Annotated in this window: 19 protein-coding genes; 4 read left to right on the forward strand and 15 right to left on the reverse strand. The window is 33.8% G+C overall.

The window, feature by feature from the left end:
* Positions 1–236 precede the first annotated feature (236 nt).
* From NYE25_RS12190 to NYE25_RS12205, 4 genes are all read right to left on the reverse strand, one after another.
* Entirely contained in the window at positions 237–2,765 is a 2,529-nt protein-coding gene (locus NYE25_RS12190; RefSeq protein ID WP_341145996.1) for a DEAD/DEAH box helicase, read from the reverse strand.
* A gap of 11 nt (positions 2,766–2,776) precedes the next feature.
* Positions 2,777–3,715 carry a HamA C-terminal domain-containing protein gene (locus tag NYE25_RS12195; RefSeq protein ID WP_341145997.1) on the reverse strand — a complete coding sequence of 313 codons (939 nt, stop codon included), beginning with the start codon at positions 3,713–3,715 and terminating at the stop codon, positions 2,777–2,779.
* Between the two features lie 495 nt (positions 3,716–4,210).
* A complete protein-coding gene (locus tag NYE25_RS12200) occupies positions 4,211–5,689 on the reverse strand; it encodes an AAA family ATPase (RefSeq protein WP_341145998.1) in 1,479 nt (492 codons plus the stop codon).
* 319 nt (positions 5,690–6,008) lie between these two features.
* Positions 6,009–7,319 (reverse strand): HNH endonuclease, encoded by a 1,311-nt coding sequence (locus NYE25_RS12205; RefSeq protein WP_341145999.1) that lies wholly within the window; start codon positions 7,317–7,319, stop codon positions 6,009–6,011.
* A gap of 718 nt (positions 7,320–8,037) precedes the next feature.
* On the opposite strand from NYE25_RS12205, the gene NYE25_RS12210 reads away from it, so the two are divergent.
* Positions 8,038–8,799, forward strand: a complete 762-nt coding sequence (locus NYE25_RS12210; protein WP_341146000.1) for a stalk domain-containing protein — start codon at positions 8,038–8,040, stop codon at positions 8,797–8,799.
* 442 nt (positions 8,800–9,241) lie between these two features.
* Positions 9,242–9,490 carry a recombinase family protein gene (locus tag NYE25_RS12215; RefSeq protein WP_341147721.1) on the forward strand — a complete coding sequence of 83 codons (249 nt, stop codon included), beginning with the start codon at positions 9,242–9,244 and terminating at the stop codon, positions 9,488–9,490.
* A gap of 317 nt (positions 9,491–9,807) precedes the next feature.
* Here the strand turns inward: NYE25_RS12215 and NYE25_RS12220 are convergent, their stop codons facing one another.
* The 3 genes from NYE25_RS12220 to NYE25_RS12230 form a co-directional block, all read right to left on the reverse strand.
* On the reverse strand, positions 9,808–9,981 hold the full coding sequence (locus NYE25_RS12220) for a hypothetical protein (protein ID WP_341146001.1): 174 nt from the start codon (positions 9,979–9,981) through the stop codon (positions 9,808–9,810).
* 312 nt (positions 9,982–10,293) lie between these two features.
* Complete coding sequence (locus NYE25_RS12225) at positions 10,294–10,443, reverse strand: hypothetical protein (RefSeq protein WP_341146002.1); 150 nt, start codon at positions 10,441–10,443, stop codon at positions 10,294–10,296.
* 118 nt (positions 10,444–10,561) lie between these two features.
* A complete protein-coding gene (locus tag NYE25_RS12230) occupies positions 10,562–11,158 on the reverse strand; it encodes a recombinase family protein (protein ID WP_340010818.1) in 597 nt (198 codons plus the stop codon).
* 829 nt (positions 11,159–11,987) lie between these two features.
* On the opposite strand from NYE25_RS12230, the gene NYE25_RS12235 reads away from it, so the two are divergent.
* Both NYE25_RS12235 and NYE25_RS12240 read left to right on the forward strand, forming a co-directional pair.
* Positions 11,988–12,794 carry an aminoglycoside adenylyltransferase domain-containing protein gene (locus NYE25_RS12235; RefSeq protein ID WP_341146003.1) on the forward strand — a complete coding sequence of 269 codons (807 nt, stop codon included), beginning with the start codon at positions 11,988–11,990 and terminating at the stop codon, positions 12,792–12,794.
* A 116-nt stretch (positions 12,795–12,910) separates the two neighbouring features.
* Positions 12,911–13,435 (forward strand): GNAT family N-acetyltransferase, encoded by a 525-nt coding sequence (locus NYE25_RS12240; RefSeq protein WP_341146004.1) that lies wholly within the window; start codon positions 12,911–12,913, stop codon positions 13,433–13,435.
* Between the two features lie 1,150 nt (positions 13,436–14,585).
* Here the strand turns inward: NYE25_RS12240 and NYE25_RS12245 are convergent.
* The 8 genes from NYE25_RS12245 to NYE25_RS12280 all read right to left on the reverse strand — a co-directional run bounded on the left by NYE25_RS12245 (position 14,586) and on the right by NYE25_RS12280 (position 23,269).
* Positions 14,586–15,884 carry a hypothetical protein gene (locus NYE25_RS12245; RefSeq protein ID WP_341146005.1) on the reverse strand — a complete coding sequence of 433 codons (1,299 nt, stop codon included), beginning with the start codon at positions 15,882–15,884 and terminating at the stop codon, positions 14,586–14,588.
* Positions 15,885–16,194: 310 nt separating this feature from the next.
* Entirely contained in the window at positions 16,195–16,377 is a 183-nt protein-coding gene (locus NYE25_RS12250; RefSeq protein ID WP_341146006.1) for a hypothetical protein, read from the reverse strand.
* A gap of 173 nt (positions 16,378–16,550) precedes the next feature.
* Entirely contained in the window at positions 16,551–17,009 is a 459-nt protein-coding gene (locus NYE25_RS12255) for a hypothetical protein (RefSeq protein WP_341146007.1), read from the reverse strand.
* Positions 17,010–17,438: 429 nt separating this feature from the next.
* Positions 17,439–20,480 carry a hypothetical protein gene (locus NYE25_RS12260; protein ID WP_341146008.1) on the reverse strand — a complete coding sequence of 1,014 codons (3,042 nt, stop codon included), beginning with the start codon at positions 20,478–20,480 and terminating at the stop codon, positions 17,439–17,441.
* A gap of 227 nt (positions 20,481–20,707) precedes the next feature.
* Positions 20,708–20,920: a helix-turn-helix domain-containing protein gene (locus NYE25_RS12265; protein WP_341146009.1), complete on the reverse strand. Its 213-nt coding sequence runs from the start codon at positions 20,918–20,920 to the stop codon at positions 20,708–20,710.
* 408 nt (positions 20,921–21,328) lie between these two features.
* The gene (locus tag NYE25_RS12270) at positions 21,329–21,667 is read right to left on the reverse strand and encodes a hypothetical protein (protein WP_341146010.1); all 339 of its coding nucleotides are present in this window, start codon (positions 21,665–21,667) and stop codon (positions 21,329–21,331) included.
* Between the two features lie 23 nt (positions 21,668–21,690).
* Positions 21,691–21,903: a DUF3006 domain-containing protein gene (locus tag NYE25_RS12275; protein ID WP_341146011.1), complete on the reverse strand. Its 213-nt coding sequence runs from the start codon at positions 21,901–21,903 to the stop codon at positions 21,691–21,693.
* Positions 21,904–21,922: 19 nt separating this feature from the next.
* Positions 21,923–23,269 (reverse strand): MBL fold metallo-hydrolase, encoded by a 1,347-nt coding sequence (locus NYE25_RS12280; RefSeq protein WP_341146012.1) that lies wholly within the window; start codon positions 23,267–23,269, stop codon positions 21,923–21,925.
* Between the last annotated feature and the right edge of the window lie 227 nt (positions 23,270–23,496).

Raw genomic sequence — 23,496 nt, forward strand, 5'->3', positions numbered from 1 at the left:
TGTATTATGAGTTAAATATGAAGATAAGTTCAAAGCCTAAAAGCTCATGAAATTAATAACTCGGATACAGAAGCAGACCTATAATTCGGAAAATAAAAAGGCAGCAGGAGAAACTGTCGCCTTTTTATTCAATAAATCAATTTTAGATGCACATTTGCGGCAAATGCCTGAGGACAATAGTAAAAACTATCAATATTAGCAACTAAAAATTATAACGTGTCTCCCTCTTAATGTACTTATAAAATACTCTCTAATTGAACCTTTATCCAATAAGGAAAACTATTACGTTCCTTCCTTATCCTTTGAATAATCCTTTTCTCTAATTCTTCATCATTCTCACTTAATCCATCTAGGAAATAGGTAGCTATTTCTATCGCAGTCTCTCTGGGTACCCCCATTTCAATTAATTTCCTTGTTTTAATTCTATATGCACCCATTTCAATAAATGATAGTATATTACTTTCAGGATGTTTAATATCATATAAAGGCTTAAGCAACGCTGGCAGTTTATACGATATTGTGTTCTGTAAGGTATTAATAGTAGAATCTATTTTTTCAGAATTAATGTGATATGAAGTATTTAATATCTTGGAAAGAGGTATTTCTTGCAACCATTGTTCAGCATTGATGCACATTGAGTAGATCAAAGAGTCGTTTTCAACATTAAGGTGTTTCTCAAAGTAATAATAATATTCCTTCCTCATAAAAACTATTACTTCGATTAATTCATTCACAAGATTAGGATGAAAAATAGTATTTGGGAGTTTGAATTTATTTCTTTTTTTATATAAACTCTCTAATACCAGAGGATCCCAATATCGATTTTTAATACATATTTCTAATGGAATTGTGAGCGCGTTAAGAGATATCCTAACAGCATTAAAGATTGTTTCAGGTATTGTTATACCAACTTTACCCAAATTCTTTTTAGCATCTACACCATACCTCAATATACAGTTTCTTATGTATGGCAAAAAATAAGCATGTTTTATCTCACTACTTGGAGTTTTATTTTCCAACAAACATCTGAGGATAGTTTGTTTATTTTCATTAAAACGAACAGAGTATCCAGCGTTTAGTTCTTTATGTGAATCTTCAAAAAAAACTGCCTGTTCTACTTCATCATGTTCAAAGGAAGCCTCATCTAAAATATATGTTCTACCAATAAAATCTTTTAATAATCTACCAGCTCTCCCTCTCAAGTTTGCAAATTCATAGTTGGATAATTTCGGAGAATTATTCTCTCTATTCTGAATAAATAAATTCGGATTCCTAATTATTACATTCTGAGCCGGTAAATTTACTCCTTGCATTAATGTAGTTGTACAAACTATATTATTAATAATTCTATCATTAATTGCTCTTTCAACCACTCTTCTAACATGGTGAGGTAATCTACCATTATGATAAGCTACCCCTCGTTGTAGTGTATCGACAAGATCGTATTTAGGATGAACGGAATATTCAATATATTTAATTAAATCATTTAATTCTTTTCCATTAATTTCCGGATATTCATCTTTTATCGCTAACGCAGTCTTACGTGATTGATTAGGATTGGGAGAAAATATAATATTTATAGAGTTTTTACCAAGCCCATTAAGAATAAACTTTAAATAATTATGGAATGGCTCAGTATACCTCACTTGTCCTATGCCCTTTATTTCCTCAGAATTATACAAAGGAATCGAATTAGGTTCTTCTAGTACATCTGAATATTGTCTCAAGTAATAACCTTGGTCATTTTTATAAATAGCATACGTTAAATTAACTACGGGAGACTGTAAAGTTTCTTGTTGTTCCGCTTCTTCACCAAATAATTCTTCTGCTAATTCTTCTATATTGTTTATTCTAGGACCCGAAATAATAATTTTTTCGGGTTTTGCATTAATTCTAAATTCTGTTAATGTATCATACAGTATTTTTGAACGCTCTTCATTCTCGCTTGATGCCCTCTCAATATTTTGAATTTCATCTACTACTAGCAACCTCAAATTTTTGAATGGATTTTCTTCATTAGCAAAAGCTCCTATTGCTCTTTCCTGTGTAAGAACATAAATCACTCTTTCCTGTTCATTTCTTTCAGAATTATATGTATTCAAGATTCTATATTCGTTCATATCGAACTTTTTTAAAAGTGCTCGAAAATCAGTTGACACCTGAGATACTAAGCTTAAATTGGGGACAATATATACGAGTATGCCTTTATTTTCCAATAATATCTCAATTGATTTCAAAAGAATTACAAAGGATTTTCCAGCTGAGGTAGGAGCTGAAATTCCTACAATTTTATTACCATCTATTTTATCCCAAACATTTTTTTGGAATTTCGTAAGCGAGAAATTTTCTAGCCCTACAGTCACCTCATACTGCATTTTATTGAGTGCTACTGACATCTCTGAAAAAAGACTGTTTAATCTGAAATGCAATTTACTCTCATAGTCATACTCATCATCTACCATAATAGCTGTTGGTGATAAACCTATTCGAGAAAGAATAATTAAGAAGAATTCTCTTAATCCATTCCAATTGCTTTTCTTGTAATTCCAAAGCAAAGCACATAAAAGTGTTGTCAATTTCTGAGCTTTTTCATCCTTCTCCCTTGATAAATCATCTATTAATCCAATGATATCGGGTAGTTCTTCATCTTCTATATCGGAAGGAACTCTATTAATTAGACCGAGTTTACTTGCTACATTCTCGTGTTCAACTAACAGCATTTTTTTTAGAATTAAATTATCATTTCGATTTAAAATGAATTCCATTTTCTAACCCCCTATCTAATCTGATTCTGAAATTCTTCAACTAACTCATCAAGTTTCCATACAGGAAATAAGATGTAGTTAATTCTGGTAAGGAGATTTACTGCTATATCGTCAAAGAACGCCTTGTCTAGGTTCGTACACTTATCAATTAATACTTCTTCAATACTTTTCTTTATTACTTCTTCGCTGTCTCTAGTAATTTCAGTTGTTTCGTTGTAACCTATAAGACAAACCATATGAATTTCAGTATTGGTTAGGATTCCTCTTTTATATTTTTGGGCTATTTTCACTAATTCCTCATCCAAGAAATCACTTATAATATACAAACCTAATTCTTTTCTGTGAGAATGATATGTTGAAATAATACTAGTCACTGAATTCTCAAAGGCTGCTTTAAAGCGATATGAGGCGGTATAAACTTTAGACTCACCTAAGTATATTATATTTTTATTATCCTCATATTTATAATGTATTGCATCCGCACCAAATCGTTCATGCCCAGTAGAAGTAGTAATAGGCATCTTTCTAATCAATGGAACAGCTCGAAAAAAATGTTGAATGTAGTTGAATAGTAACAACTCTCCAAATTGACCCTGCAAATTCAAATCTCTACCATCTCGATCCCTGAAGTACTTAATAGCAATTCTCCTTAGTTTTGAATGCGCATTTTGTAATGATCTATTCTCTTCCGAAATGAACTGATCAATAATTTTTTGGGCTTTTTCATTACTGTACACCCAATCACATATAGTGTTTACCAGTTCATCTACAAACTCCTCCCTATATTCCTCCATATCTACGAAATTTATAGTAGTCCCAATATGAATTTTGTCTGGAAGAAGGTTAAAGCTCTGATTAATAATATGTACATGATTCATAAACGATTCAGTATGTGTTAATAAATGTTCTACACTTTTTAAATCATTATCTGAAATAAACTGATTAGCCACATCTGTCCCCCCCAATTTAACTATCTGATACTTTATACGCAAAAATATCAGGTATAGACATGTCAATACTAAGACTAATCCAATATTATTGAAATTCCATTCAAACAGATATCCTATCAGGAAAAAAACTCTTCAACAAACACATAATATCACCTATCATTATACCTATTCTCCCAAGATCAGGAAACCAAACACATATTCCCCATCACACTCTAACGAGAGTGGGGAATGCAACATATGAGTTATTAAGTGGTATATGGTGACATCATAAAACACACGCTTCACTTAAATTATTATCGTATCTCTAGCTGAATGTGTCACAGCTTTTTGTTACTATAACTATCAATTCCAACTGTAAATCACGCTCCAGTCGCTCCAACAAAACAAAAACCACCTCTGAGGTGGCTAGTCATTTCGTAAAATCACATTATCAGGATGATAATACTAATTCTCAATTTGAAACTACTAATCTAAATTACATAGTGTTATACACTTTTACTTTGAGTTGAATATATTTAAGCATCTTTTTAATACATCATGATTATTTAGAATTAGTATCAACAGTTCACTCTTCGCTCTAGTTACTATTTGATATAACATCTTATCTAAATCATATCCTGGAGCACCCTTAACTCTTTGTGAAGCTAAGTAATTTTGACTATCATAATAAAAATTCCTATCTATTACAGCTACTACTTTATCGTATTCTTGACCAATTACTTCATGTGCATTAGGATTATTAGATGTTTGATAGCTGTCGTATGTTACTTGATTATATTTAGATGAGGTATAATTAATGCCTCGCCATCCTCTATTCTTAAGTTCATTTACATATCGCAAAACAGAGTTCGAATCAGAAAAAAACTCCACTTTAACACTGTTGTATTCACCACCTAGCCTAGACTGTCTAGGATTGAATAAATTATTTACAAACGTTCCAATTTCAATATTACTTCTGATAGTTTTTGTCAATTTATATTTTTTCGCTTTAAATTCGACTTCAATTTTTTTAGGATTAGCCCTATTGAATTCGAAATCACTAAAACATTGCTTTGCATCATATGAGAATAGACATTTTATATTATTATTTGTTACGTATTCATGTAATTGATCTAGTTGAGCTGTATAAATTCTTTGAGCCTCATCAACAACAACTACTTCATATTCATTATCATGAAATAATTCATCTATTGATGCTACAGAATATATTTTCCAACCATATTCATTTTTCAAAATTTCTTGACCTCGATTTAGTTTTGCACAATGAATAATAGCTACTTTCTTCGTATTTCTCAATTCTTTAACTATATCGTAAGTTAAAAGAGTTTTCCCTGTTCCTGGTTCTCCTGTTATTCCTGAAAAACAGTAACTAGAATTACTGAAATCTGATAATATAGATTTTTTTATAGCTAGTTGATGATCTGTGAGAAAATAATTCTTCTCCATAAATTTCTTTGTTGAATTGAATGGAGATACCAAATAGTTTTTAGGAAGAAACAGTTCATCTAAATTAATTTTTTCAATAATTTCTTGTGCCTCCAATAAATCTACTAGTTCTTCAAATTCTACTTTTCTCATTTCTTCTTCGTCGTCATCTAAACAGTACAAAATATCTTCTGATAATATATAAGAATATGTATAGATTTTTTTATCAAGTGCTTTAAGATAATATCTATTTTTTCTCAATTGCTCTTTAATTTCCTCACTACTACTTTCACTTTTCAATTCAATATTTATTATATCTTCAATACTAAATCTCAGAAGATCAAACTCTTTACCTATCTGAGGAATTATATAACCAAAGTAAAAATTACTTAAATCTCTTACACTTGCTAAGTTATCGTATAACCTTTCTAAGCATTCAAGCTCATTTTCTTTATACTTCAACCCTATATGCTCGACTGTATCAGCGAAAGCAATAACTCTCAAATTCCTTTTAGATTGAATTAAAGATGCCAAATTAAAACAATTCAAAATAATACGCCCCTTTTGAAATTTTTTACAGTTTATTATACTCTATGATATCAAGACTGGTATCACAATAAAAAGAACTTGCTCTTCTGTAGAGTAACCTTGAACTATACATTAAGTAAATTCGTTTGATCATTGCCTTCTATAATATTGTCGAGTGCCTTATGTACATACCCCTCAACAATTCAGTCTTATCGGATAATTTTATTTTATTTCATACCCCCTTATTCTATTGGATCGTTAAGCAATAAAAAAAGACATCACATGGATGCCTTCTCAATTCCAAATTTACTTACACTTCATATAAAAGGTATTAGTACGCTCAGATTAAATGTAATGGAATTGAGATAATATCAACTTTCCCATTTGCATATTTAATGGTTAAGTTTGATTTATTGAAGATCCCCTTTGCTTTATGAATTAGTCGATGATGATTTGGACATAAAATCATAATATTTTCAGGTTTATTGTTTTGGGTTAGCGAGAATGACTCTATATGGTGACCTTCAACAACAGGAACTCCATAATCCCCAATACTAGTTACCCCGCATATTTGACAGCAATAGCCTGCTCTTTTTTTCAAATCATCAATTATTTTTTTATTGTATTTTCTTATTTTCAGAAGACCATCTTTAACTTCTAAACTTGAATTTTCATCAAGTGTATTAATATATTCTTTAAATTCTTCATCAGACATGTTAGAGATTGCATTTTCCAGTTCTCTTTCACCAAAAATAATAGTTTGTTTTTTTAGGTTATCCAATACATTCTGGCTTACCAAATCCTTCACTTTCCTTGTAGTTTCATTTATTTCTATGTTTGATTTTATTAATTGAGAAGCCAATTTAAGTTTATTCAAATCATCAGCAAATTCACTCCAAATTTCTGCCTCCAACTTGCCTCCACCAGTTAATCCCTTACCTGAATAAGAAGCATCTAATCGAAGAAAATTTGATAACTTCATATAAACCCCATTGTTATTCCTAAATGTATCCTTATCAGGTCTATCAGTATGTATCAGTAACTTATTCAGTAACTCACTTAATTTAGTAACTTCAGGATGATGTTTATTAATTTTTGAAGGATTATGTCTAAAAAATAATTCAAGTGCTAATATTAACTCATCGCGATGCCAAACAGGATTACGCTTCTTACTTTTTTTGTCTACTACTGACAATTGATTATCATTTTTAACTTCATCAATTTTATAATTAACTGATTTTGTAAGATATGATTTATTAATAGGATAATACTTCACTAACCCCGTTTTTTCCCAATAGTCAATTCCAAAATCACCTTTACGCCTTGGATAAAATGTCAGACTCTTCTTATATGCGTATTTTTCAATTAATTTTTCAGAAACGTGTATGAAATAACTATAGTCTAGTGAATATTCATTTTGTTTCTCATGAGTTCGAACAATGATAAGATAGTTATCAGAAGTCTTATTAAGTTTTTGTAACTGCTTGAATAGACTTCCAACACGCTCTTTATTATACGTTATATCTTCTTCTTCTTCTTTAAAATGTGCTCTTGTCCTAACAATATATCCTTGATTTTCTTTTCCTAAGAAAAACTCATTCGCCCACTCTTCTCCTACTTCATATTGAAATGTATTATTTTTCTTTGCCATTATAGTTCCTCCTGTCTCACCAGTATCATTGATTGAAATTGAACTCCTATCATTTCTGCGAGTTGATTAATTTAATAATAGAAAAAAACACTTTAGCAGACTCATTCCTTTTACTCATCAATGTACCATTAGTGTGTATGTATTAATAGTGCCTTTTCTAAGGATCTCAACCACTATCAAAGCGATTATTTCAAAATGAAAATTGAGAATTGTTCAGCGCGTCTAAAAGTAAATACTGCTCGCTCCCAAATCTTCATCGAATTATTGGCTGTATGTGTACCTGCCATTTCACCACATAAAAATCACTTTCCAACTGTAAACCATCCCCACCCGCTCCAACATAATAAAAAAAAACACTCTTATTGAGTGGCTAGTCCTTGTATATTGTATCTACAGCTTTCCGCTTATCTTCTTCATATCGCATTGAATGTCTTAAAATTATATCTAAACATTCCAAGGAAAGCATCCTTGGGCTTTTCTTATTTCCGATTCATGACCTTAGAATTCTTGTACAGGGCATTAACCATTGATTTCTAGGGCTTCCTAGGTATAAATAAAATCAATCTTCCATTGAGAAAAGCGCCAGACATGAACTGTACAAAATGTAAGCTTTTATAAGTTATTTTACATTATTTGGTTGGTAATATTTATGAAGTACAGTTAACATATTAGGAGGTATTAAGTTTATTCAACTAAACACATCGTGAGGAGAAAAGTGATGAAAGTACATTTCAAGAGTTTAGCAATTGGATTAGTTTTTGGAGTAACTATAGCAAGTACTACAGTAGCATTTGCTAGCAATACAGTTCAAGGTGTATTTTCCCAAATTAAGTTAGTAGTAAATGGGCAATCAAAACAACTTAATTCAAAGCCAGTAAATATTAATAAAACAGATTATGTTTCTCTAAAAGAAGTGGCTACGCTTTTTGGGTATACAACGAAATATGATGAAAAAACAAAGACATATAGTATAAACAATCAAAAGCAAACCCCTGCGCCTACACAAGCCCCTGCGCCTACACAAAATGTTGGAGTAGGGAATCTTAAAGGGACTATTACTTGGCAATATAACAAGGTTATTGGAACAAAAGGTGATGTTGGTGCGAAAATATTCTTGATACCAAAGAATTTCGATAAAAGTAAGATTTCAAAAAACGATGGTGAACTGTTTGCTACGATTGGTTCTGTTCCGAAAGACTCGGGGCTTCAATATGTCAAGGCAAATGGGTATGGTGATTACGAATTGAGCGGAATCCAAGCTGGGAAATATTATCTTGTTATTTCATCGAAAAATACGACTAGGAATTTTCAAGAAGATTTAAGTGATTATGTGGTTTCGACACTGAAACCAATCATTCCGAATTGGGACATTTTCGTGCAGTTCAATTTACATATGAATAAACATGAAGTTAAAGAAATTGAAATAACCAAAGATAAAACTCTTGATGTTTCATATGACTTTGGAAATACTTTTCTATAAATGTAGCTTATGTCTTTAAATCAACTAAGTGAAAAGAGAGGACTCTAATCTGAGTCCTCTCTTTAGTGTCTAAGATTGTATGAGAAACCCTTATAAGGACTTCTGTTGCTCGCTGATTAATCTATCAAGAGTGGGTCTTGATATGTTCAACTCTTTAGCCAAAGCTGATTTGCTTACTTCTCGCTTCATATAACGCTCATAGTGTGCTTCAAAGCCTTTAACCTCAGTTTCTAAGTCTAGAAGTTTCCACTTCTGCCCTAGCTAGAAAGGAGTTTAGAAGTCTTTAACATTTAGACTGTTCATTGTATAAAAGATAGTCTGGAATTAACTGTGTAAAAGTCTAAAAACATCTGGACTATATAGAGTGATCGACAATGACTATGTACGAATACCCTAGAACATCGACAGTAGGTCAGGACAACGGACTAAGACGTAGAAGCACCTGCTCAAAGAAGCAGGTTGTGCTAACATCTACCATGAACAAGTGACTGGAACATCCACAGAGACTAAGGAACTATTAGAAGCAATGTCAAAAGGTGCTTCGCTTGTCGTATCCAAGATAGAACGCCTAGCACGTTCCATCATCGACCTGCACAACACTGTCAATGACTTGCTTGCAGAAGATATCATTGTGAGATTCTTGACGGACAATTTACATTTTGAAGCTTCCGAGAAGCCTAGATCAATTTAACATTGATGATTATATTTTAATAGCGCCTATTCTACGACCTATATCATTATCGAAGCGATCATTTCAAAATGAAAATGGGTAATACGTCAGATTGTCTTTACTGATCACTCCAACTCATCATCAAATTATTGGCTGTATGTGTATCTGCCATTTTCCCATATACAAGTCTAGTTTCAACTGTAAACCATCCCCCTCCCGATTTTCCATAACAAAAAAGCCACTTATATAGAGTGGCTAATCATTGTATATGTGTTCAACTACTTACTGCTTATCTTCTTCAATTGGATCGAATACCTTAATACATATCTGCACTTGAATTATCTCCAGTCTTCCTCTCTCGAACGCCGAACATCTTCTCTGAGTGCATCAGCCTCTTCTTTCGTCAATGAACCTATTGCTTTTCTGATTTTCTCATAGGATGCAGGTTTTACAACTTGGCGTTTATACTTCAGAAACTCTTCATCAAAAGATTCAAACTTTTTGGGCTTCATAATTTCACTCCTCGGAGATCCATATATAATTTCTATTTCAAATATACTATATCCGATATGGAGAAAACAAAAAAGTAATCTCCTAACTCCCCACCAAGGAAACGGCAACTACTTTTTTTTATTGCTCGACAAAGTTCGGTTAACAACTAAAAGATGAAGTTTTAATCCACTTTAATTATATTATCAGCATTTTAAGATTACAAAATTCCCTTTCGCTCAACCCTAGACACACTCTAAGTCAGTTTTAGCGTCACGTTGTCCACGGCAAATATGAATAATACATACCCACAAATGAAATGTGTCAATTAACCTTTATGTAATTTGATACAAATACAAAAAACTACTCATATTGAGTGGCAGATCCTTATATATTGCTTTTACAGCCTTATGCTTATCTTCTTCACTTGGCACACTGTAACGTAGAATCATATCCGCTGAACATGGCTCCAGAATAAACAGCATGTATATCTATTCACCTAGCAGCTAATACGAACAGAAGCCTTCCTCGCAAGGATTGCCTTTCGCATAACATTCATGATCCTTATCTTTCGAGTGATACATTAACATGTTATATTCCTATTCAAATCACTGCTTCTTGTAGTCCACGTTCCTGTAACTCTCGATAAAGTGTACTGCGTCCTATTTTGGTAATTTCGCATATCTGCTTTACGGTGTATTTATTAGTATCTCTATTCACAAATAAATCTACAGCATGGTTTAAACCGCTATGTTTCCCTGTGTATTTCTTAGGACGACCCTTATAGACACCTCTCAATTTCGCTTCAGCAATACCTTCAGTTTGTCGTTCCTTGGTCATATCAGCCTCAAACTCTGCAATACCGCTGAGTACTGTTATAAGAAGCTTTCCAATAGCAGTTGACGTATTCACAACGTCTCCACCCATATTTAATATGACTAGGGCAATCTCTCGGTTATTAAGATCATCTATGATTGTGAGTGCGTCTCTTGTACTTCGTGCCAGACGATCAAGCTTTGGAACTACAATTGTGTCTCCTTTAGTTGCTAATTTTAACATCGCTTGTAGCTCCTTACGCTCCTTAGTCCTACCACTAACTTTCTCTTTAAATATTTTTCCACAACCATAGTCTTGTAATTGCTTAAACTGAACATCCAAATTCTGACCAACGCTACTTACTCTCGCATATCCATATTTCATCTGTATCTACCTCGTCCCAATATGTATTAATTAACCATATTGTAGCATCATTTTTGAAACATGTATATGGGACATTGTAAACCGTTGATAACACTGAGAGTCCATTATGTCCCAAGAGAGTCTACTCATTTGGGATAACGCTCTCGATTCCATTATGAGCTATTATATGTCTAAATGATCCTATTCTTAATCAGGTGCGAAGGGATGAAATGAAGCCTAATACATTCTATCGTCAAATTAAAGAGTACGATCGTCAATCACATTAATCCTCTCTAGAAACCATTATTTCAACTACACCAAGCATAGTAGCTGTAGTTGAACACTATTTATCCTTTTCGTAGATGTATTGATACTCTATCGGTAATTTTCAAGCATATAAAATTACACATTATATTCACAGGCATTCACTAACATCGTTATCTCCACTTACGAACCCCCAATTAATGGGTAATTGACAACTAATATATTACATTATGATGTTCTAAGCCGTATCGTATCGCTTATAATTAGTATGCTCTTGCTGGGTGGAACTATTATCATTGAGGTATCATCCACGTAACTCTGTTATTGTTCATTAAGCTATAGCGCTCAGGATCAAGTCCCACGGGCAGGTACGTTCGACCAGGCTACCTTAATCCTCTATGCAAATGAAAAAAGGATCAACCAGAAAGAACTGGTTGATCTCATAATACGAACGGGCAGGTTAGCTTAATAAACGCAACTATAATTAATTAGGATAAAATAGTTATATATGATTATTATTACCATTATTATGCGAGAGCATGTTATTATCAAATATAGAATATTTAAGACAAGGAGTGGATTTCTCTTGAGTGGATATCGCTGGGATGATTGCCCTATAGAAATAAAGCTTCAGATAACAAATATATCAGATTTTTTAAATCATGCGTTGGGTGAAAACTTAATTGGAACATACCTTCACGGGTCATTATGTTTAGGTAGCTTTCAGCCTTCCCACAGTGATTTAGACATGATTGTAATCACTAAACAACCATTAACCGCTCCTCAAAGGCTACATTTAATGAATGGGTTCTTAGCTTTACATAAAAAGCCGTCACCAATCGAGATAAGTATTCTGTGCTATTCAGACCTTAATCCTTGGACACACCCTACCCCTTATGAGTTTCACTTCAGTGAATATTGGAGACCAAAATTCGAGGTCATTTCTAGTGAAAATGATTTGGCATTCTGGGATATTAAGGAGATTTATACAGATGGAGATATTGCTTGTCATGTAACTTTAATCAACCAAAGTGGTATTTGTATCTATGGTCGAGCCATCAGTGAAATATTCCCAGTAGTACCTGAAAAAGATTTCTGGGATTCTATTTTTTGGGGAATAGAATATTTCCGCAAATTAGATGGAGAACTTTTAACTACAGGAATCCTCACACTTCTGAGAATTTGGTCTTATAAAGAAAAAAAAGCGATATATTCAAAAGCACAAGCTGGTGAGTGGGCTGTTGGGTTAGTCCCTTCAGAATACCGTGACATCATTGAAAATCTTGTAGATGTTTATAACGATAAAGCTAAGAAAAAAGACTTCTCAGAGACAGATTTAAATAATTTAAGGCATTATGTAATAAATCAAATCAAGGAACCATTATTGAGCTAACGGGGCAGGATAGCTCAATAATTTCACGAATACTCTACATATAGAGTTATTTAAGAAGTTCGTTAATAAACCGTTATATGAAATCACAATAAAACCAAATTGGATGGTGAAAAGATTTGAAAGAAAGAATTATATTATCTCAGGCAACTTTAGACGATGTAGAATTCATTGTTGATAAAAAAACTTGCACTTCCTTATGGCACTTCGAAGATTCTATTTCATCCGATAAGGAAGCAGTTAGGAAGAATGTAGTAGAAAAAATTAATAGTGATTGGTATAAACAATACATAATAAAGTTTGATGATCCAAAAAAAACACCTATAGGAGAACTGCATATTCATTGGTATGTAAAAGAGCGTGAAAGTTGGGAAATTGGTTATTGTATCTTTCCTGAATATCGAGGGCATGGATATTCTGTAGAAGCTGCAAAAATAGCGTTGAAGTATGCTTTTGAAGATTGGAATGCGCATAAAGTGGTTGCTATGTGCAATGAATTCAATATCGCTTCATACAAGGTGTTGGAAAGGACAGGAATGGTCAGAGAAGGGATATTTAGAGAAGAACTATCCTGGCAAGGCAAATGGGTAAATCAATTCTTTTACAGTATACTGGACAGTGATTATCGAGAAATGAATCTGTAAGGGTGGATGTGTTTGAAAAGTGATTTTACACTAGTTTTTTGAAGGAAGCTTCTTAGCTGCCGCTTTCCGAGCGTTGAAGCATATCATATTAAGCTAACGGGGAACGATAGTTCAATAATATGAGTTACAAACAAAGATACCCACTTCATAATGAGATAGGTGTCTTTGCTTTCTATATCATATCCTTCTCTGCACCATGAGCGACAAAGAGATCAAACAGATTAACTGATGGCTCCTTAGCCTTTTGCCTTATACTCCGTTTAACTGAATCCCCACCATAGCTAACCAATCCATATTTGCATTTCTACGTAAAGCCCAAAATGCTTTCTTATCCTGTTCCTGAAAGCTAAGAGTACAGCAGTTGAAGCCTATCATTGACACTTATAGCTAATGAATAACAAGGCAATGTGATCCTCTTATGTTATCGTATCGCGCAATAATTAATATAGATTTCGGGCTGGATGTGTACTATGTGCGTTACAAGAATTCTATTTAATATTCTTCCTTAAATCTGCTTCTTAACAAGTAACAAGAACATAGTGAAGAAAAAAGTATCATTTTGTTTCTCCACTTATATAATTAGAATTATCGTTTGATTTCTCCTTAATATACTTACATGGAGTATCACAAAATGATTCGAAAGAGCGAAGCGATTCGAATCATAAACAAGGACAGGAGCGAAGCGGTGTCCGCGTTAGCCCGCAATGAGCGAAAGCGAATTGCTAATTAACAAAAAGTTTATCAGTAATCCTTCATATTAAAATACTTACTCTTATACTAGATAACCTATAATGCCAAAACTATGACATAACTTTTTCTAAGATCGTTTTATGAATCCTTTGAGATAATTAGGTTTTTAACCAAATCATCATTACATCTATTTATTAAATAGAACTAATTACTTGTATTGTACTTTTATTTCCTAAATATAAAATATAAGTACTGTTCCAAATTTAATAACAAAGTGCCTGACGCGGACTACGCTTCGCTTTTGTCCTTGTCACGATTCGAACGCTCTGCTTTTCGAATCGTTTGGCGTATACTCAATGTAGCATAGTTTTTTTGTACTTCTTCTTTAAGGAAGTTAAAAAAAAAGACTGTATTTTATTGATGTTTTTTGATGTCATAATGCACTCCATTGCATTATGAGTCACAGATTCCAGTCACTTGGCGGTTGATCTGTCACAGCTTCCTCGGGAAGAGTCTCGAACTTGTCTGAGGTCAAATACTGTTTGAACAGATCACGCATCCTCTTACTTGGAATGTAGATGACTATTGGTTTACCGTCCCGAATGCTACTACGCCAAACCCACTGAATGAGTTCAGACAATGCCCAAGTGTCTTCATCAACTTGAACATCGTACTGTTGAAAGAATCCCTTTTCAATTGGATTCATGAATCTATTGACCAGATATGCAAGATGGTATTTGTCTTTGTGTAAATTTGTGGCTCGTTCTGTCATTGGAATAAATGCGTTCTTGTAACCCTTTGGCGTCAGCTTCTTCTGAATCCTTTCATTGTTTCCTTTAACAGTAGTCCACAGTGCTGTGCTATTGTTAGCCTTACAGTGATTCGTCAGAAAACTAAAAGTGTTTCGTTTTAGTGTTGTAATTATGTCTTTATTCCTACTGTTTTCTAGCCAACTTTTAGATAATTTATTCCGATCGTCACCAATATCATTAAGCTTGCCTTCGTAGATTGTTATCCGTCTACGTATATGTTCTTTGTCGTGGACTTCTCTATCATTGTACTGCACAAGTCTATATTCTTGATCGTCTTTAGCAACAGACAGGTATCTATATTTAATGTCATGTAAGTCGTAATAGTATCGCTGAAACTGACCTTTAAACAAGTAAGTCAAGATGAATACACCTTTGAACATTTTGAAAATGTCACATGGTAGATTCCACATCAAAGCCGTTTTGTCAGCACACAACATAAGGTTGTTGCCGATAGCGTATTTCTTGAATATATCGAATTGTGATTCGTGTTCTAGTCTGTCTTGCTTCCAGTTGATGTAGGTCAAACCTCTATCATTAATCTCATATTCAATTAGTCCAAGGTCTACCATCGATTCCAAATCATCCTTCTTTAGTGGAACTTGTTCAATAACGTTCATTACTTCATCCAGAATTAAAGTATAGTTATTGCTTCGAATTAACTCTCTTGTTTCTGCATTTGCCATCTTGAACAAAGCGTGAGTTGTTGCAATGTCTTTGCCTTCTCCTAACAGTCGATGTAAGTCTTCCAGTTTAGTGTCACCTTTAATCGATTTTGGCTCGTGAAACTCTCTTAAATGGACAGACTGCTGTACTCTTTTGACCTCTTCAAGAAATGGCGTAACGTAAATGAAACTATGGGATTCAACGCTCATTTCATTCATGTATTGGATCGCCCAAGATGTTTTACCATACCCACAAGGGGCATCTACTATATTAATATTAGTCACTTTACAGTTCTCCTTTTATAATTATTATGATTTAGTCCTTAATTCATATGAAACATGCAAGCATCATTGTAAAACCCACATCACCATCTCTCCATAAAACCAAAAAAAGTACTGACGATTATTTTCCAAAAAAAAGAGCAAAGTAGCTCTATTAGCCACTTTGCTCTTTTCGGAAAATTTTATTTGAATATTTTTTATTATATGAGGTATTTCGAAGTGTCTGTTCAAGTTAGCCTCCAATATAAGATAATTACAATAATATACTTGCAATAGAGTAAGCTTACTTGATGTTAAATATGCAAAAAATAATTTATTCATCATCTCTCATTGCCTCAATACTCTCTTGTTTGTCGCGAGCTGACAATCGGTGGAACGGAATCGGTTTGTTATTCATTGCCTGTAACAATTCCCCATCCTGAATACTCTTTAATCTGTAATGATTCAGATCAACTATTTTTCCTTGTTTATTAGATTTATCAGACTCATTAATCATAAGTTACCTTTCTATTCGTACATATATGGGTTCATTACTCAAAGACTTTTAAATTCTAGTTAGTCGCAGCAAAGGCTCATCTTGAGTTAGTGGTGTTACATCACTCATAATCTAGATAATCAGTCTAAATAAAATCAATGTTCTATTTAGACTGATTTATAGTAAAAAGATACCTACTGTACTTTAAGAGTTGTTATTCTAACATTTTTCACTCCTAAAAAAAACGTTTCCTCACTAGTCTCTTCACAAATCAGCGCAACCAATATAGAGGGTTGTCGCTTATAACTTTCTAAGAATTTTTCATATCCAATTCCCTTCGAATCAGTAAATCCAGAGAATCCAGCCTTATCTCCTTTAAAGCTTACACTCAAGAAAACACTATTTTTTCTTTCAACGATTTCAATATAAGTGTTACTCCTCAAAACTAGGATAGAATTGGAATTATTACTTTTGTTTAATAGACCATGAAATTTGACAGCTTCCTTAAATTCCTTAACTACAGACAAGTACTCGCTTCTCCTAGCAAACATTTTTCCAACAGCGGGTGATGATGATATTTGACCAATAAACATACGATCCTCACTAACAGGGAAGTTATCTAAATTGTTGTCTTTAAATCCTGTGCTTTTCATATTAGACCAGTCCTCTCTGATTAATTGCATTATTTGTTTTATTCTGAGCTAGTAAGTTACATAAAGACCCCCTCCTTTACTGAAGCCAAGAAAAGTTCAGTACAGCTTTTCTTTTTTAAAAAAAGCAGAGTGACTTAGTAGCCACTCTGCTTCTCAATAACATATATGTTAGTCTTAATAATCCGATATATAACGTTATGCAAATTGGTTCATCCCTTTTCATAAGAAATATTAATTAAAGTTAATATTAATATAATATCACTACCTATTCATTTTTTCAACATTTAGTTAGTTACTATATTTATTAAAGCCAAAGAAAGTACTACGTGAAATAAGCTTTAACTTAAAACTCAAGAAAGTTTTAAAAAAACATCAAATAGCCACCATCTAGTCATAAAGATAAGGGCTATTTAATGCTTTTATAGCTTCTTAGTTCAAATCTATTCTAGTACCCACAATCTTAACTCCATTTGGTGTTAACGTGATCGAACTAGAACCACAGGTTAAGGTAATTTTAGAATCTGATTCAACAGCCACTTCTCCACCAACAGCATACAACTTAACTGCACTACCTTGTGCCGCATTCAATTCTAACGCTCTCATATTTCCTGCATCATTAGTATATTGAAATTGCATTGCATTCGGGAGCTTTCTAATATAACCAATGTTTCCACCTATTCCATTACCTTGCCCCCAAATCATTTCTGGATAGCTATAGTCCGAATTCGAGTCTTCTTTATTTAAAAGTAACATAAATTTCGTTATATCACTTTTTGATGAATTGCCTGTGTTCAACTTTAAAAAGTTATTACGTATATACACATAATCCTGCTTTTCTCCGTTTCTTTCTACTGCTTTCAAGCTGTTTACCATCAGATCAGAGATATATCCATCAGTCTCTTCATCAAGTACTAATTCCCCATCTATGTCTGGTTCGATAATCAGCTTTCTCGCCCGAAGCGTTCCATCATTATGAATCCAGAATCTTTTTTCTCCATTGACCTTAATGTCAATTCCTTCATTTGCATTTAATCTAATTACTTCGCCACGTTTACCATTGATCGTAATTCCATCCTGCCAATCAAATATAATCGCATCGCCCAAATTAGCATCAAGAATACGCAGTCTTCTTGTACTCATATCTTCTGCAAACAGGTTTCCATCAACATCAACATAGAATGTTTTATACCAACTTGGAGATTGTGCAGTTCCATCATTGCGCTCAATCTTAATTCCATATGTGGCATTCAATGTAGTTTTATTCATCATGTTACCTCTGGTAACAACAACGCCATTCAAAGCGTCAATAACAGTATTGTTATAGTTTCTTCCTAATTGTAATGAACTCTTCTCAAGGAAGTCTGCAAGCATACTTCTACCATACTCATACGCCTTGTAGAAGTCCTCCCACTTAGCGTGGAAGATATCCCTAGTGGAGTGTAGATCGTCAACAATATGAGTCTTAGCGTTCATGTCAGCCCATACAGGAGCCATGTATGATGTCAGGGCATTAAACGTATTCGTCAAATCTTCTCCTGCTGAAACCAATCTAGTTTTCGCAACATCAAGACCTGAGTAAGTAGAATCCCTGTCACTATAAATAGTCGTTACATACCTATCCAACTGTTCTTCAAGAGTAATGTATTGTTTTGTAATACTCTTATATTTATTGGCTAATGTTATCTTTTCTGTTGACATAATCACATCATCGAGGATGATCGAATCCAACACAGAGAAGTCGAAGTTGAGCGCAGCGGCATCCAGCAATACTTTTCCTTGCTTAGTTTCAATACGCAAGCGTTTCGCTACTAAATCCTCTGCAATAAGCGTTCCATCTTCATATGAAGAATTACCAATAGAACCATACACTTTATTAGCCCACTTATTATTCTCCCACTTCTGCAACGCCAAACCATTCGTCGCATTAAGAACTGAGCGATACTTTCCATCATCACGCAAAGCAATGAATCCATATTGACCAATAACAACATTATTATAGTATTGACCCATGTTAAGTCCTGAATAGAACTGAGCATCTTCGATTTTGTTACGAAGGTTAATCTCTTCGTCGTAGTAAGTCCTAAATTTCAAGATGAACTCTGCTCTGTCTGGAATCTCACTCGTTTGATCTGTCATAGGAGAATTCACATTGATGTTTAATGGACTATCCTTTGTGATGATTTCGATATACTGAGAGATATAAGTCATTAACGCGAAATACGCATCTGTCAAAGGGGTTGTTGAATACAAGTCAATTTTGCTTGGAGTCTTGGCAAAGAATTGTGCATCCATATCAAAAATATCGTCACGTTGAGAACGTTGATATTCCACTGCTTGTTCAAGTATTCTGTGATAGCCAGAATTGATCTTGTACAACTCTGTAATGATTTGCATTTTTTCCATTGAAGTAAGCTTATTGTCCATTACGATAGTGTTGAAGTCGCCAATGTTCAGATAGTTATTCTCAGCGTCCAGAATGACTTTTCCAACCTTATTAACGATTTTAATATTCTCAGCTACTAACCCCTTCGTATAGAGCGTACCATCCAAAGGGTCAGCCCACATTAGCTTCTCCCACCCATCTGGATAAGCAGTAGCATCCTTGCTTGCTCTATCAATAACAAAGCCTTCTGTACTGTCCAGCTTAACTCTAGTGACATCGTTGAATGACCAAAGCCCAAATACATCAGGCTTCTCATCAACTAGTCCAAGTTTCATTACGAGTTCGCCATTCCGATCAAAGATTTGCGTCTTACTACCTTGTGTCCGCATAACACCATCTTCATCTTCGAGAGCAAGGTTAACACCTGTAAAAAGCTTACCATATACCCTTTCTCCTACGATTAACTGCATTTGAAATTGATTTAATACATCTCTAATACTTAGAGTTTTCAATTCTACTTTCTCTGTAATTTCATGAGTGAGATACTTACTAACTCCGCTTTCATTAAGTCTGTACACAGTTAATGTTCCACCAATTCCTTCATATGAGATACCATCAAAGATCGACTTATATAAATCGGAAACACTCTTACCTTCGAGTAAATTTTCATATGCTAGATTGTAAGACTCTTTTGTTTTTATCCCTGCTGTCACAACATTTACCCCACCAATAGGGATATCTGAAAAACAAACAATTTCAAAATCATTATAAGGAGATACTTGATATACAAACGACTTATTATCTTTAAATTCACACAGCAAAATATCAACTTCTTCTCCATTGTGACTTGTGATCAATAAGTTCCTGATAACAGTAGCATCTTTGAATTTTTCTTTTGAAAATTCCTCCACTAAATCGTAGCAATAGTTTAAGTTCCCAGAACAAAATAAAACCAAGTTATCAAAATGATATAACTTGGTCGCTTTTTGATCTACCCTATATAATTGTCCATCTAACATTGCTGATGTTGCTGAATCTGAGCCTATAAATATATTATCATTGGTCTGTACAACTGTGGCATTGCTCATTACATCACTCCTTTTCAAATTTCGTCCAAAACGCTTTTTTCATTACAGAAAGAAAGCCTACGAGCAATAATTGGCTCGTAGGCTTCATCTGTCTTCTCGAAAATCCAAAAAGGTTTCAAGGTTTTATCATATAAAGCGCAGCAGATAAAAGAAAGACCCTTGTCCATTTTCAAAAACTTTAACAAGGGTACTTTGAATAACAATTGAAATATTCTCTTTTTAAAGGCTTAATCATTCTTTATCCACTTTGAATCAGAGGGACTGATAATGAACTCACGATACTTCTTTTCTTTTTCTTTATGAAGATTGACATTCTCATTTTCGTACATTGATAACATAGGCACTGAAACTCCTACTATTACAGAAAGGTCTTTCAACTTAATCTTTTTCTGTTTTCGTAATAATTGATACCCCTGTCTTATACTCATATTAAATTCCATCTGTACTCCTCCTCTAATTATCTTCTTACTATATAAGTGATTACGACTTAAATAGTTAATCGATTTTGGCAGAGAAGACTGGAAATTTAATAATGTATGAATAACTGCATAAATGTGTATAGTCGCATATTCAAGAGCATATCTGAGTATCTTCTTTCACTCCTCATTTATCTTTTGCTGAAGCTAAGCATTTTAAATTGCTATATATAGTTTTATAACTGAATGCGAAAACCACAAAGTACTCATAAAAAATATATGTTTTATTGCTCAGATACTCGATAGTTGTCTTAGAAAATTACCATAGTGAGTTAAGAATAGTATTAAAATAAATATAAACCCATGAAAGGGAGAATAGACCATTTCATGGGTTTTATACTAAACACAGACCTATAGAAAACCTATTTTACACTAAATAATCCTTTCTGCTAAATGGTAATATGCCGACGAGTTTAATATAGCATCCTTCAATTTCACTTTAATCATCTTAATAACATCAGCATACACTCTATTTTCTGAGTTCTTTTGGGCAATGCTAGGATCAGCTAACTCGTTGGATATTTCAGGCTCAGCGTACGAGAAGTTAGCTTCAACATCAATATACACTTCATACTCTAACAAGAACTGATCAAAGGTATGTTCTTCATCATCTTCTAAAAAGTCAATAACATCGGTATAGTGCCGCATCCTAAACTCATGATAGTAATCGTTTAGAAATCTACGATATGCAATCGATGAACTAATGTCCATACCAACACATCCTATCCGCATCGTTAATCTGCCCAAACACTATCCATAAGCTTCTTAATCTGTTGCTCTCGTTGTTCTGTTTCCGTTCTATCAGTTGTCCAAACACCATCAACAAAAACAACGACATCACCAACCTTGACTGATGTATTTACAACAGATTTGTCAACATCCTGTGTTTGACCATCGATCTCAATTACCACGTAATCTCCTTCGATTCTATCAACAATCCCCTTCATAAGAAACACCTCCTAAATATTACTCACAGCCTACTCCATCACCATCTCGGTCTAATTTTGAACTATATCCAGGATCACCTTGATAAATTGGAGCTGCTCCCGCTTCTCTAACAGCGGTACAGTTCTTGTAATAAACATCCTCTGTTGAAGAATCCTTTGGAGGCGAGACGTTTTTTTCAGGAGACTTGGTTGCTTTTGGAGCTGCTTTTGGAGCTGCTTTTGGAGCTATTGTTGGGGCTGTTGTTGTAATGGTTGCCTTCCACTCTTTTTGTGACACTGTAATGTTTGTGCCATCAGAAGTAAATACAATAGTTCCTTGTTTATCATTTCGGTATATTTTGATATTTTTGTCAGTGAGACGTTTTAGAATATTACTTGTTGGATGACCGTAGTTGTTTTCACCTACTTGAATTACCGCATATGTAGGATTTACAGCATCTAAGTATGACTGACTGTTAGATGAATTTGATCCATGATGTGCAACCAATAAGACATCTGATTTTAAATTGGTTCCATTAGCGAGTAAGTCATTTTCACTCTTGGATTCAGCATCACCTGTGAAGAGGAATGAGTTATCCCCGAATGTAAGCTTTATTACAGCACTCATTTCATTTGAATCATCATAGGTGTTAATTGGGGCTATCACATTTACACTCAGTTGATTATCAAGCTTGAGATCAATGCCAGCTTTTGCTGTGTTGACTTTCAAGTTTTTATTCTTAATGGAATTAAGTAAAGATTCAAATGTTTTCGTATTGGATGAAACCTTTGGCATGTAAATCGATCCAATTTCAAATGAATCTACTACGGCATCTAAACCGCCAATATGATCAGCATCTGGATGTGTTCCAATAAGAGTATCAACTTTTTTAACACCTTGTTCCTTCAAATAATTAACAACGCGCTGTTCATCATCATTATTACCAGCATCTATAAGCATGGTCTTTCCGTTTGGCGTCAGAATTAATTGGGATGCACCTTGTCCAACATCTATGTAATGTACTTCGAGCAGACCAGTAAGAGTGGCTTGATTCTTAATTACTGGCTCTTCTGTTGGTGATGGCGATGCTACAACTTGATTATTATTAATTCCCTTAACACTGTCACGTGATACAGAAGTGTTAGAGGAAACTACTGTTGTTCCCTCTTTCTGAGATTCGTTATTTTGAAGAGCAACTGAACTATTATCTACTGGTACTAGCGCTCCTCCAATAAACATTAATATAGAAAAAGCAATTAATAGAAAAGCACTATTCTTCCTACTTTTTATTCTTAAAAACTTAATACTTCCCTTGATAATTCCGATAAAGGCTAATATCATTCCAAAAAAAGATAAAAAAATTAAAAATGATGCAAAACCCTCCATATGTATATCCCCCACTTTAATTACTATATTTCAATGATATCTCTTACTCAATCAATATAGCAACATCGCATTAGCCATTACTCTAAACTAATATGGAAAAACAATGAACGAAATATATAAAATCTATCTCAGGTACATCCCCAGATGAAAATGCTAATGATGAAGGATAGTGCTAACCTTCGCAAAAGAGAATACGCCTACGAACATTGATCAGCTCCTATACATTT

Source organism: Paenibacillus sp. FSL E2-8871, assembly GCF_038000345.1.
In the GTDB taxonomy this organism is placed as follows: Bacteria; Bacillota; Bacilli; order Paenibacillales; family Paenibacillaceae; genus Paenibacillus_AQ.